The sequence below is a fragment of the Amycolatopsis sp. 195334CR genome (assembly GCF_017309385.1).
Classification (GTDB): domain Bacteria; phylum Actinomycetota; class Actinomycetes; order Mycobacteriales; family Pseudonocardiaceae; genus Amycolatopsis.
In genome coordinates this window covers 1,021,457-1,033,857 of record NZ_JAFJMJ010000001.1, presented here as the reverse complement: position 1 = coordinate 1,033,857, position 12,401 = coordinate 1,021,457, and the positions used below count along the sequence as shown (strand labels likewise).

Genomic DNA, 12,401 nt, shown 5'->3' with positions numbered 1-12,401 from the left:
ACCCTCACCGCCGGTGCGGACCGGTAGCCGGCCTGGCTTACACGTCGTAGTAGAGCGAGAACTCGTACGGGTGCGGGCGCAGGCGCAGCGGGTCGATCTCGTGCTCACGCTTGTAGGAGATCCAGGTGTCGATCACGTCCGGGGTGAACACGCCACCTTCGAGCAGGTAGTCGTGGTCGGCCTCGAGCGTGTCGAGCACGGTGCCCAGGTCGCCGGGGACCAGCTTGACGTCCTTGGCCTCCTCGGGCGGCAGCTCGTAGAGGTCCTTGTCGATGGGGTCCGGCGGCTCGATCTTGTTCTTGATGCCGTCGAGGCCGGCCATCATCATCGCCGCGAAGGCCAGGTACGGGTTGCCCGAGGAGTCCGGGCAGCGGAACTCGGCGCGCTTGGCCTTCGGGTTGTTGCCGGTGATCGGGATGCGGACGCAGGCCGACCGGTTGCGCTGCGAGTACACCAGGCTGACCGGCGCCTCGAAGCCCGGCACCAGGCGGTGGTAGGAGTTCACCGTCGGGTTGGTGAAGGCCAGCAGGCTCGGGGCGTGCGTGAGCAGGCCGCCGATGTAGTGGCGCGCGGTGTCGGACAGGCCGGCGTAACCGGACTCGTCGTGGAACAGCGGCGCGCCGTCCTTCCACAGCGACTGGTGGCAGTGCATGCCCGAGCCGTTGTCGCCGAAGAGGGGCTTCGGCATGAAGGTGGCGGTCTTGCCGTTCTCCCACACCGTGTTCTTCACGATGTACTTGAACAGCTGCAGGTCGTCCGCGGCGTGCAGCAGCGAGTTGAACTTGTAGTTGATCTCGGACTGGCCGGCGGTGCCCACCTCGTGGTGCGCGCGCTCGATCTCGAAGCCGGAACCGGTCAGCTTCTGCACGATCTCGTCACGCAGGTCGGCGAAGTGGTCGACCGGCGGGACGGGGAAGTAGCCGCCCTTGAACTTGGTCTTGTAGCCGCGGTTGCCGCCCTCTTCGTCGGCGCCGGTGTTCCACCAGCCCTCGACCGAGTCGATCTCGTGGAACGAGCCGTTCTCCGCCGAGTCGAAGCGGATCGAGTCGAAGATGTAGAACTCGGCTTCCGCGCCGAAGAAGACGGTGTCGGCCACACCGGACTCGGCGATGTACTCCTCGGCCTTGCGCGCGATGTTGCGCGGGTCGCGGCTGTACGGCTCGCGGGTGAACGGGTCGTGCACGAAGAAGTTGACCGACAGCGTCTTGTGCTTGCGGAACGGGTCGATCCGCGCGGTCGCGGCGTCCGGCAGCAGCAGCATGTCGGACTCGTGGATCGACTGGAAGCCGCGCACCGACGAGCCGTCGAATGCCAGGCCCTCTTCGAAGGCGTCACTGTCGAAAGCCTTGGCCGGCACGGTGAAGTGCTGCATCACGCCGGGCAGGTCGCAGAACCTGACGTCGATGAACTGCACGTCCTCATCGGCGATCAGGCGCTGGACATCGTCTGGAGTAGTGGACACCCTCGGTAACTCCTTCATATTCTCGTTGCCGGCGGCCGTGCGTTGTCGCCGCATCGCGTTCAGAGCGTGATCACGCGGGCGCCGGTGCCTGCCGCGCGTTACTCTCTTCGGCTCACGCTAAAAGCGCGGTGTTGCCCGACCGTCACCCGTATGTTTCGCCGGTGTTAACGGGTGCGGCGATATCGGATAGTCGACCAGGGCGGACGTGGTGCGCGCCACCCGCATACCCTGGACGGGTGGCGAGATGGACCGGAGAGTGGCTGCCGGGGGCCCGCGAAGCGAGCGGCGCCGACGACGGGCAGAACCAGCGCTGGCGCGGTGAGCGCCTGGGCCTGCCGGAGAGCGGCCCCGGTTCGATCGCCGCGGGGGGTCGCCGCCTGCTCGGCCTGCTGATCGACCTGGCGCTCGCGTCGCTGTTGACGTCGTTGTTCATCCAGCCGCAGTTCGCCGACGCGGCGGTGATGGAGTCGTACAACCTGTGGAGCGTGGTGGTCTGGGCGGTGATCACCATGGTGCCGGTCTCGTTCTTCGGGTTCACGCCGGGCATGGCCGTCGTCGGCATCCGGGTGGCCCGCCTGGACGGTGCCGCGATGGTCGGCCTCTGGCGCGCGGTGGTGCGGGGGGCGCTGACGTTCCTCATCCTGCCCGCCGCGCTGCGCAACGTGGACGGCCGCAGCCTGCTGGACCGCGCCACCGGCACCGCGGTGCTTCGCCTCCGCTGACACCTCTCACGTCTCACGTCTCACGCGAAAGGGGAGCCCTCACTCGTTCGTGAGGGCTCCCCTTTCGCGTCTGGCCTCGTACCCACCTGCGCAGTCCCGGTGACCCTTGCTGTCTGCGGCTTCGCGCCGCCCGCGTAGTCCCGGCGACCCAGCCTCCGCGTCTGGCCTCGCCTCCGCCTGCGCGGTCCCGGCGAGCCGGTGTCCGCGTTTGGCCTCGCCTGCGCGGTCCCGGCAACCCGGTGTCCGCGTTTGGCCTCGCCTGCGCGGTCCCGGCGACTCAGCCTCCGCGTCTGGCCTCGCATCTGCCTGCGCGGTCCCGGCGACCTGGCCTCCGAGTTTGGCCTCGTACCCGGCAGCCGGAGCTTCCGCCGTTCGGACCGGTCGGCTGGCTGGCGGACCTCCGGTCAGCGGCGCCGGATCGTGCGCTGGACGTTGCGCATCTTGGCGCCCTGCGGCATCGGGCCCTTCGGCAGGGCGGCACCGCGGTTGCCGAGCGCGGCCAGCTTCGCCTCGAGCGCATCCACCTGGGCGGGCTTGAGGTTCCGCGGCAGCTTCATCAGGTAGTTCTGGAGCCGGCGCAGCGGGACCTGGTTCTCCTCGTGGCCGATCACGATGTCGTAGATGGGGGTCTCGCCGACCAGCCGCGACACGCGCTTCTTCTCCTGCGCGAGCAGGCCCTTCACCCGGTGCGGCGCGCCTTCGGCCACGAGCACCACGCCGGGACCGCCGAGCACCCGGTGCACCGCGTCGAGCTGGGTGGTCGCCGCCACCGTCTGGGTGACCCGCCACCGCCCGCGGAGGTTGTCCAACGCCCAGGCGGCCGCACCCGGCTGGCCGTCGGCTTTCGAGTAGACGGTCTTCTGCACCCGCCTGCCGAAGATGATCACCGCGGCGAGCACGCCGAGCATGATGCCGATGGGCAGCAGGACCCACTCCAGGCCCAGCAGGAGGCCGATGCCGAAAACCACGCCGGTGACGACCAGGATCGCGCCGACCATCCACGGGATGAGCGCCTTGTCCTCGCGGCGCTGCATCTTGAACGCCTCGAAGATCTGACCGCGCCGAGCCTTGCTCGCCGCGCGCTTTTCCTTCTTCGCCTGCTTGGCGGCTTCCTTGTCCAGCTTTCCGGCCATAACCACCAGGATACGGGCGGGCCATCCCGAGGCATCTGCGAGGATGCGGGAGTGGGTAGTGCATCCGTCTCCGAAGCCAAGCCCGGCCTGCTCGACGGGCTCGACCCCGAACAGCGCGCCGCCGCCGGAGCCCCGCGCGGCCCAGTCTGCGTGCTCGCCGGGGCCGGTACGGGCAAGACCCGCACGATCACGCACCGTATCGCTCACCTGGTGCGATCCGGTCATGTGGCCGCCGGGCAGGTACTCGCTGTCACCTTCACCAACCGGGCCGCCGGCGAGTTGCGGGCGCGGCTGCGCGGGCTCGGCGTGGAGAGCGCGCAGGCCCGCACCTTCCACGCCGCCGCGTTGCGGCAGCTCCGCTACTTCTGGCCGCGCGTCGTCGGCGGGCCGCACTGGGACCTGATCGACAACAACAAGCTCCGGCTGATCGGCCAGGCGGCCAACCGCGCCGGGCTGGGCACCGAGATCGAGGTGCTCCGGGACCTGGCCAGCGAAATCGAGTGGGCGAAGGCCTCGCTCGTCGCCGCCGAGGACTACCCGGCCGTGGTCACCCGCCTCCGCCGCGACACGCCCGAACCCGCAGACCGGATCGCGCAGGTTTACGCCGGGTACGAGGAGCTCAAGAACAACGCGCGGATGCTCGACTTCGACGACCTCCTGCTGCACACCGTGGCCGCGCTCGAGGAGCACAGCGCGGTCGCCGAGGAGTTCCGCGACCGCTACCGCTGCTTCGTGGTCGACGAGTACCAGGACGTGACGCCGCTGCAGCAGCGCCTGCTCGACGCCTGGCTCGGCGGCCGCGACGATTTGACGGTCGTCGGCGACGCCAACCAGACCATCTACTCCTTCGGTGGCGCCTCGCCGCGCCCGCTGCTGGAGTTCACCCGTCGCTTCCCGGACGCCACCGTGGTCCGACTGGAACGCGACTACCGGTCCACGCCGCAGGTGGTGGCCCTGGCGAACAAGGTGATCGGCGCCGCCCGCAACCGTCCGGCCGGTTCGCGGCTGCGTCTGATCGGCCAGCGGCCGGAGGGCCCCGAGCCGCGGTTCGCCGAGTACGAGGACGAGACAACCGAGGCCACGTCCGTCGCCGCCCGCATCCACGACCTGCTCGAGCTCGGCGTGCCGGCCAGCGAGATCGCGATCCTCTACCGCGTGAACGCCCAGTCGGAGGCGTACGAGCAGGCGCTGTCCGAGCTGAACATCCCGTACCTGGTCCGCGGCGGCGAACGGTTCTTCCAGCGCAAGGAGGTCCGCCAGGCGGTGATCGCGCTGCGGAGCGCGGCGGCGGCCGGGCAGCGTGGTGAGTTCGTCGACTCGGTGCGCGCGGTGCTGGCGCCGGTCGGTCTCACCGAGCAGCCGCCGTCCGGTGGCGGGGCGGCCAAGGAACGCTGGGACGCGCTGCTCGCCCTGGTCGAGCTGGCCGAAGAACTCGCCGCGACGGTGGAGGGCGCCGACCTCGACCGGTACGTGGCGGAACTGGAGCAGCGGGCCGCCGCCCAGCATCCGCCGACCGTCGAAGGTGTCACGCTGGCGTCCCTCCACGCGGCGAAGGGCCTCGAATGGGACGCGGTGTTCCTGGTCGGCCTAGCCGAGGGAACGCTGCCGATCCAACACGCCGACGGTGATGAAACGGCGATCGAAGAGGAACGGCGCCTCTTCTACGTGGGGGTGACCCGCGCGCGCGAGCATCTTTCGCTGACCTGGTCGCTCTTCCGGAACGGGCGCAACCGGCGCCGCAGCCGATTCCTCTACGGCCTGCTGCCCGAAAACCACCCGGCCGCCCGCGTCGCACGGAGCGCGCAGGTCCGTTCTACCGGCCAGCGGCAGGCTTGCCGGATCTGCGACGGCCCGCTGACCGGCACGATGGCGATCAAGCTGGGCCGGTGCGACCGCTGTCCGTCCACCGTGGACGAACAGGTGCTGGACCGGTTGAAGTACTGGCGCGGAAATCGGTCGCGCGAACTCAAGGTTCCTGCTTTTGTGGTGTTCACCGATGCCACGTTGGTCGCCATCGCCGAGCAGTGCCCGGTCGACGAGAGTTCGCTCGTGTCGATCTCCGGCATCGGCCAGACCAAGCTCGAACGGTTCGGTGCCGAGATCCTCGCGGTGGTGCGCGAGGCTGTCGGCTCGTAGCCGCACCGGCGCGCTCGGTCACCGGCGAGTTTTCGGGCATAAGCCCTGTTCAGCGCCCTTTTTCGCCAGTTCGGGGAAATTTCGCGAAAATAAGTTGCCCCGGCCACCCCGTGGCCCATAACCTGCAAGTACCCGGGTGAAGCACCCGGAAGAAAACCGGCTTGCCGAGCTCGGCTCGAGCGCCGCGATGGGGATGGGAGGTGTCTGGCGTGAAGATTTTCTTCTTGAACGATAACCCGGGCACCACTGTGTCCTGCGCCGCCGCCGGCCGGGACGCTCGCGCGCGCCGCGGCACCGGTATGTCCTCGGCCGTTCAGCGCCACTCGATCGCCATCGCTCCGGAACAGGTTTTCCGTGGGCGCAGCGCCGCCGAGTTCATCGCTGAGGCCGGTATCGGGAATGTGCTCCCGATGCCGCTGCCGACCTATGTCCTGCCGACGACCGCCGATGCCCAGGGCGTCAAGCCGACCCAGATGCACGTTCCGCCTCCCCTCATAGAGCGAGGTCCCTGACAGTCCCGTCAGGAGCAGGCTCACGAAGGCCGCGGAACCGTACATCGGATCCGCGGCCTTCGTGTTTTTACGTCCAAAACAACAAGAAACCCTTACTACACAAGGAGAACGGGAATGTCTTCGGCAATCGCCTTCGCGCCTGAGGAGGCTCTGCCCGACGAGTACGGAGTCGGTGACCTGCTGGACGCCGTTGCCTCGCCCGAACGGGACCTGCCGTGCCGCTCCGGCGACGCGGACCTCTGGTTCGCGGAGGCCCCGGCGGAACTCGAGCGCGCCAAGGTGCTCTGCGTGGACTGCCCGGTCCGCGCGGCCTGCCTGGCGGGCGCACTGGCCCGGCGTGAGCCGTGGGGCGTCTGGGGCGGCGAGATCTTCGAGCGCGGCGCTGTGGTCGCGCGCAAGCGGCCCCGTGGCCGTCCGCGGAAGAACCCCGTCGAGGCCCCTGCCCCGGCTGCTGCCAAGAAGCCGATGCGCCAGGGAGTCGAGGCGGCATGACCGACACCGGCCCGCTGACCGACCCCACCGGTCGTCACGAGAACAACCAGCACAACACGGAGTTCGGCCGACCGAACCCCGCGCCAACCATGATCAAGGAGATCAACGAAATGTTGCTTTATGAAGAGCTGGCCAGAGCCCGAATACGGGACCTGCACGTCACCGCTCGCGGTGACCGGACGTGGCGCCACGCCCGTCCGTCGCGCCGGAGCGGACGTATCGGCCGATGGGCCGCCAAGCAGGTTCGCCGGTCCACCCGGTGATCGGACAGGAGTAGAACACGGTGACCACCCGCGGGTGGGGAAGCGGCTCGGGGGCCGTTTCCCCACCCGCGTTTGCGTGTTAGATGAGGACATGGCTCCCGGACACCACCACGGCCACGGCCACGGACACACCCACGACGAGATGGACTGGGCGGCACGGGCCGACCGGCTGAAGGTGGCCGATCACCTCGCCGCCGAGGCCTACGCCGAGGTCGCCCAGCGACTTACCGCCACCGCCGCGCTGCCCGCCGAGCCGACCGTGATCGACATCGGTCCCGGCGCCGGCGGGATGAGCGCGGCGCTCGCCACCGAGCTGCGTTCCCGCGGCGGCGGCACCGTGGTGCTGGTCGATGCCGTCCCCGAACTTCTGGCGCTGGCCGAAGCCGCCGTCAAGGATCACGGTGGCGCCGAGGTCACCGTCCGGACGGTGCTCGGCGACGCGGCCGAAGTCGACTTCGGTGAGTTCCGCGCGGACCTGGTGTGGGCTTCAGCCGTGGTGCACCACCTCCCGGACCAGCAGGCCGCGCTCACGCGGATCGCGAAGGCTGTCCGTCCCGGCGGACTGCTCGCGGTCAGCGAAGGCGGGCTTGAATCGCAGAACCTGCCGTGGGACCTGGGCGTCGGCGACCCGGGAATCGAGCAGCGCCTCCACGCCGTCGGCGCCGACTGGTTCGCCGCTCTGCGTGCCGGGATGGAGGGCGTGGTCCGAATGCCCCACGGCTGGGGAGTCGCCCTGACCAAGGCCGGCCTCACCGACGTCGGCAGGTTCAGCTACCTGGTCGACAAGCCGGTCGCCCCGCACTCTGACGCCGCCGCCTACGTGGTCGAGCGCGTCCGATTCATGGCCGAGATCGCTGGAGACAACCTCGGCGAAGCCGATCGGGATGCCCTCGCCCGCCTCCTCGACCTCAACAGCCCGGACTACCTGGGTGCGCGAGACGACCTGTTCGTGCTGCAAACCCGGACTGTGCACCACGGGCGCGCCGGATGAGTGCGCCGGAGCCGGTCGCCTGCGCGCGGTGCGGGACTCGGCGTAGCGAGGATCCGGCGCAGGCGTTGACCTGGTCCACCCAGGTCGAGCGGGGTGTGCGGCAGTGGCTGTGCCCCGACTGCTCGCGTACCCATGTCCGCGACATCGAGGGCAAGTTGCCCGACGAGTACTGGTGATCATCACGCCGCCCGCGGTCGCAGCCTGGTCACCGACCGGACCGGCGGACGTTTGCGTGCGGCCGCCGTGGCGAAGGCGCTGACCAGCTGCCGGGTCACCGCGGGTATGTCGGGCAAATCGTCGAGCGGGGTCCGGACGAGCACCACACCTGCGGCCGACAGCGCGAGGTAGCCGAGGTGCCCGTGCCGCTGGTTCGGCGGCACGCCCACCTGCCAGCCCAGCGCTATGTCGTCCCACCAGGCATCGACCTGACCGATACCGCGCCCGGCCGAATCGCAGACCGTGACGTTCCACTGCGGCGGCGGCAGCGGGACGTGGCGAAGCAGCCGTTTCGCCCGGCCGTTGCCCTGGGTGCACGCCGTGCCGTCGAGGTGACGCAGCATCGTGCGCACCCCGGACACCCCGCGCTGCCCGCCGCTGAAGGTGGCCGCGGTCAGCTCGTCGAGCCCGCAGAGTCCGAAGTAGACGGTCCTGGACAGCAGATCGCGATGGCGTTCTTCATCGGGCTCGCGGCGGGCGGCGTCCACCGCCGCCCTGGCTGGCGGGGCGTAGGGGAGGTCGTTGAGCCAGACCGCTTCCGGCAGCTTCGACGTTCGTTCGACGACCAAGCCGGAGTGCGTCGCTCTTCGATGGGCGTCGACCAGCAGGTGGATCGCCGGCGGCGGGGGTAGTCCGACGCCGTGCGCGTTCAGCGAATCGATGCCGGTGATGATCGTGCCCGAGCCCAGCGAGGTGATCGCGGCGCGCAGCAGCTGGGAGCGGGTGGGCTCGGTGTTGCTGAGCAGAACGGTGTTGGTGAACAGCCGACGCCACGGACCGCCGGGACGGCAGCGGTTGCTGATGCCGGACGACGACAGGCCGGCTGTGCGGAGCTGCTGCACGGTCAGGATGTTGTCCCTGGCGATGGTGCGGAGCTCGGCCAGTGCGAGATTGCTGAGGCGAGTCATGCCTTCGAGCTTCGCGGGGCGGAAGAGCGGGAGCCAGAGGTGCGGAGAAATGTGGACAACTTGGCCCGCGAATGGTGACTTTGGCCAGTTTGGCGCGGAATTGTGGATAACTGAGCGCGGATTCGCGGCGATGCTGGCGGACGATCCCGGCTGTGGGGTAGACCTTTAATCACCGGCGGGCTCGAACGCCGGAGGTCAGCGCTCGAAGTGCTATCTGGGCTGGTGGAGGCCTCAGAGTCGGCCGTGCGGCATCATGGTCGGACTGTGCACGGCCGGGCGCGGGCGTGGGTGAAGCGCGGATCAATTCGTTTGTTCGTCTGGAGTGCCTACAGGGAGGAATTGCTGATTCGTGTGGTTGGGAAGCGTTAGTCGGCGAAGCCGGGTTGCCAGTGTTCGACGATGGAACGGAGGGCGATTTCGGCGTCCAGTTGGCAGAGGATGCCGACGGCGCCCGCGGTGACGCGGTGGATCAGCAGCCAGTTCGGCGGCAGGTTCAGTGAGCGGCCGGTGCGGAAGTCCTGTCCGCGGGTGTCGCCGAGGCGGCCGGCCTGCTTCTGCGCCCAGCGCCGGGTGAAGTGGAAGCGCTCGGTGGTCAGCGGCGCGACGAAGGGCGCGAGGTAGGCCTGCACGTCGGCCGGGTCGAGCACGGTGCCCGAGCGGACGAAGCCCTCCTGGCGCAGGGCTTCGAGCAGTTTGACCGACTCGCCGTCCAGCGCCAGCCGCATGATCACGCCCAGCATGGGAGGTGCCCCGTTGGGCAGGCGGGCGACGGCGCCGAAGTCGATGACGCCGAGCCTGCCGTCGTCGAGCAGCATGAAGTTGCCTGGGTGCGGATCGGAATGGAGGAGGTGAGCCCGTACCGGTGAGGAGTAGTGGAACTCGGCGAGCAACCTGCCCGCTTCGTTGCGCTGCTCAGTGGTGCCTTCGGCGATGATGCGCGAGAGCGGGGTGCCGGTGATCCACTCGGTCACCACCACCTTGGGGGCGCTGGCCACCACCTTCGGCACGAGGACCTGGTCGTCGCCGTCGAAGGCCTTGGCGAAGCCTCGCTGGTTCTCCGCCTCGGAGCGGTAGTCGAGCTCTTCGTCCATCCGGTCGGCGAGTTCGGCGAGCAGCGGCTTCACCTCGGTGCCGGGGACGAACGCCTGGAACAGCCTGCTCAGGCGCTGCAACTGGCGGAGGTCGCTGCGCAGGGCCTCGTCGGCGCCCGGGTACTGCACCTTCACGGCGACCTCGCGGCCGTCGTGCCAGACCGCGCGGTGCACCTGGCCGATGCTCGCCGAGGCGGCGGGCTCGTCGCTGAACTCGGCGAACCGCTCGCGCCACGACCGCCCCAGCTGCTCGGCGAGCACTCGATGGGTCTGGCGGGCGGGCATCGGGGGCGCGGCCGACTGCAGCTTGGTCAGGGCCTCCCGGTACGGCGCGGCCATCTCGTCGGGGACAGCCGCTTCGAAGACGCTCAGTGCCTGGCCGAACTTCATCGCGCCGCCCTTGAGCGTGCCGAGCACCTCGAAGAGCTGCTCGGCGGCCTTGGCCGAGAGGGTGGCGTTGACCTCGTCCGCGCTCTGGCCGGTCAGCCGACGGCCCCAGCCGCCGACCGCTCGCCCGGCCATGCCGAGCGGGAGCGAAGCGAGCTTGGCCGTGCGAGCGGCGGCTCGCCTCGGCATGGCGGCGTCTTCGGCGTTGTCGCGGGAGTCGGTCACCTACGCGATTGTGCCTTGTCGATCTCGGGGTGCGCAGCCGTTGACCGGAGACAGTGTGGGCTACGTCGCACGTCGTAGGGCGGTTCGCTCAGCACGCGAGTTCGACCGCACCGCATCCGCAGGCCGGGTGCGGTGACCAGTGGCGCCGGCGCAGCTTGCCGGAATAGGTGTCCAGTTCGAGCACTCCGTTCCAGGTCGGCGGGGGTTCGTGGTGGTAGTGCAGTACGCGCAACGCCTGCCGGGTGGCGAAGCCCGCGACGGCATAGATGTTGGCCGCGTCGGCCTCCTGCTCTCGTCCGGCCAGCTGCCCGGCCACCGTCGGCCAGCTCGAATCGGCGCCCGACCGGTACAGGTCGGCGCAGCGCAGGCAGCTGCTCCGGCCCGGGTACACCAGCGGGCCGACCAGGCCGAGGCCCTCTCGAACGCGCACGACGAGATGGGGGAGGCCCTCCGCGTGCAGTTCGCCGACCACCTCCGGCGCGGGCACCACGGAGTCGGTGAGCAGCACCAGCTCGGGCAGGCGGCGGTCGGTCAGCCTGGTCGTCCGGACCATCGGACTCGCCCGCCGGATCGCCGCGGCCATCGCCTGGGCGCGTGGCCTGCCGAGGTCGCCCTCGGTGTACCCCGATCCGAGGTCGCGCTCGGTGACCTGCCCCTTGGCGCGTATCTCGATGTGACCCACGCCCGCGTTCGCGAGCAAGGTGGCCATGGCCACCGCGAGGCGTCCGCCGCCGCGGATGGACACCGCGCAGTGCGCCCGCTCGGTGGCGAGTTCGGTGCTGCTCCGCTGGGTGCGCAGCGACCAGAGGGCCGTCTCCGCCGAGTTGTTCAGCGGGCCCGCCGGTCCGGCGTCCTCGATCAGCCCGAGCCGGGTGAGCTTGGTCAGCATCATGCGCAGTTCCTCGGCCTCGTCGCTCCCGACCAGGCCGAACAGCTCGGTAGTGGCGCGGCTGCCGTCCAGTGAGCGCAGCGTGGACACCAGCACGGGACTGAGACCGCTGACCACCATGCCGTGGCGTGGGTCGAGGCCGATCTGGACCTCGCCGCGCCCGCGTTCGAGCACGGGCAGGCCCGGCAGCACTCGCGGGCGAGCCGGCAGGGTCACCTCGGGTTCCGGTTTCGGGTTGATCATGTGACAGAGCGTGCGCCACGGGCGCTAAGAATCCACTAAGAACGCGGCGAGTTGTCCACAGGCTTATCTACGTTGTGGACAACTCGGACGATGTGACCCGCAATCCATCGGACTTGTCGGTCCCTGGCCGTACCTTTGTCATGTGGCCGACGCACGGGTGCCCTCGCCGAGGAGCCGGGAACACAGCAAACTCGCACAACAGAAGATCGAAGTACGCAGGAGCAAGCGGCGGCGGAGGACCGTCACCGCCTACCGCGAGGGTGAGACGCTCGTCGTCCTGATCCCCGCGTTGATGTCCAAGACCGAAGAGGCCCACTGGGTGGCCGAGATGCAGCGCAAACTGCAGCGGACCGAGCTGCGGAGAGCCTCGCCTGCCCGAGAGTCCGATGCCGCACTGCTGGCCAGGTGCGCCGAACTGTCCGCCCGCTACCTGGACGGGGAGGCGAACCCGTCGGTGGTCCGCTGGGTACCGCCGATGCGGACCAGGTGGGCGTCCTGCACACCGGTGGACGCCAGCATCCGGGTCAGTGAACGCCTGCGGGAGGTACCGCCGTGGGTGCTCGACTACGTGCTGGTGCACGAACTGGCACACCTGAAGGTGGCCGCGCACAACGCCGAGTTCTGGGCGCTGGTGCGGCGCTACCCCAAGACCGAACGGGCCATGGGGTACCTGGAAGGCCTGTCCTCCGCCGCGGGGCTGGGCATCACGGCGGAGGACTGAGCGATGGACG

The 12,401-nt window shown here is 69.6% G+C and carries 12 protein-coding genes; 7 read left to right on the top strand and 5 right to left on the bottom strand.

All coding sequences use genetic code 11. The annotated features are described in order from the left end of the window. Positions 1–37: 37 nt before the first annotated feature. Complete coding sequence (gene glnA, locus JYK18_RS05175; protein ID WP_206801013.1) at positions 38–1,462, bottom strand: type I glutamate--ammonia ligase; 1,425 nt, start codon at positions 1,460–1,462, stop codon at positions 38–40. A 236-nt stretch (positions 1,463–1,698) separates the two neighbouring features. Here glnA and JYK18_RS05170 point away from each other — a divergent pair, with 236 nt between their 5' ends. Beyond that, a complete protein-coding gene (locus JYK18_RS05170; RefSeq protein WP_206801012.1) occupies positions 1,699–2,184 on the top strand; it encodes an RDD family protein in 486 nt (161 codons plus the stop codon). A gap of 404 nt (positions 2,185–2,588) precedes the next feature. On the opposite strand, the gene JYK18_RS05165 is transcribed toward JYK18_RS05170, so the two are convergent. After that, entirely contained in the window at positions 2,589–3,317 is a 729-nt protein-coding gene (locus JYK18_RS05165; RefSeq protein ID WP_206801011.1) for a DUF4191 domain-containing protein, read from the bottom strand. Between the two features lie 51 nt (positions 3,318–3,368). On the opposite strand from JYK18_RS05165, the gene JYK18_RS05160 reads away from it, so the two are divergent. The 5 genes from JYK18_RS05160 (at position 3,369) to JYK18_RS05140 (ending at position 7,711) form a co-directional block, all read left to right on the top strand. Next, on the top strand, positions 3,369–5,453 hold the full coding sequence (locus tag JYK18_RS05160; RefSeq protein WP_206801010.1) for an ATP-dependent DNA helicase UvrD2: 2,085 nt from the start codon (positions 3,369–3,371) through the stop codon (positions 5,451–5,453). Positions 5,454–5,662: 209 nt separating this feature from the next. Then, positions 5,663–5,965: a hypothetical protein gene (locus JYK18_RS05155; protein WP_206801009.1), complete on the top strand. Its 303-nt coding sequence runs from the start codon at positions 5,663–5,665 to the stop codon at positions 5,963–5,965. 114 nt (positions 5,966–6,079) lie between these two features. Further along, positions 6,080–6,457: a WhiB family transcriptional regulator gene (locus JYK18_RS05150; RefSeq protein ID WP_206801008.1), complete on the top strand. Its 378-nt coding sequence runs from the start codon at positions 6,080–6,082 to the stop codon at positions 6,455–6,457. Beyond that, the gene (locus tag JYK18_RS05145) at positions 6,454–6,720 is read left to right on the top strand and encodes a hypothetical protein (RefSeq protein WP_206801007.1); all 267 of its coding nucleotides are present in this window, start codon (positions 6,454–6,456) and stop codon (positions 6,718–6,720) included. Before JYK18_RS05150 ends, JYK18_RS05145 begins: the two co-directional genes overlap by 4 nt. A 91-nt stretch (positions 6,721–6,811) precedes the next feature. Next, the gene (locus JYK18_RS05140; protein ID WP_206801006.1) at positions 6,812–7,711 is read left to right on the top strand and encodes a class I SAM-dependent methyltransferase; all 900 of its coding nucleotides are present in this window, start codon (positions 6,812–6,814) and stop codon (positions 7,709–7,711) included. A gap of 179 nt (positions 7,712–7,890) precedes the next feature. Here JYK18_RS05140 and JYK18_RS05130 read toward each other — a convergent pair whose 3' ends face one another. The 3 genes from JYK18_RS05130 to JYK18_RS05120 form a co-directional block, all read right to left on the bottom strand. Beyond that, on the bottom strand, positions 7,891–8,835 hold the full coding sequence (locus JYK18_RS05130) for a hypothetical protein (RefSeq protein WP_206801004.1): 945 nt from the start codon (positions 8,833–8,835) through the stop codon (positions 7,891–7,893). Positions 8,836–9,200: 365 nt separating this feature from the next. Continuing rightward, complete coding sequence (locus JYK18_RS05125; protein ID WP_206801003.1) at positions 9,201–10,538, bottom strand: AarF/ABC1/UbiB kinase family protein; 1,338 nt, start codon at positions 10,536–10,538, stop codon at positions 9,201–9,203. Between the two features lie 88 nt (positions 10,539–10,626). Next, positions 10,627–11,670, bottom strand: a complete 1,044-nt coding sequence (locus JYK18_RS05120) for a TOMM precursor leader peptide-binding protein (RefSeq protein WP_206801002.1) — start codon at positions 11,668–11,670, stop codon at positions 10,627–10,629. A gap of 205 nt (positions 11,671–11,875) precedes the next feature. Between JYK18_RS05120 and JYK18_RS05115 the strand changes: the two genes are divergently transcribed. Next, positions 11,876–12,391, top strand: a complete 516-nt coding sequence (locus tag JYK18_RS05115) for a M48 family metallopeptidase (RefSeq protein WP_206804027.1) — start codon at positions 11,876–11,878, stop codon at positions 12,389–12,391. The last annotated feature ends 10 nt before the right edge of the window (positions 12,392–12,401 follow it).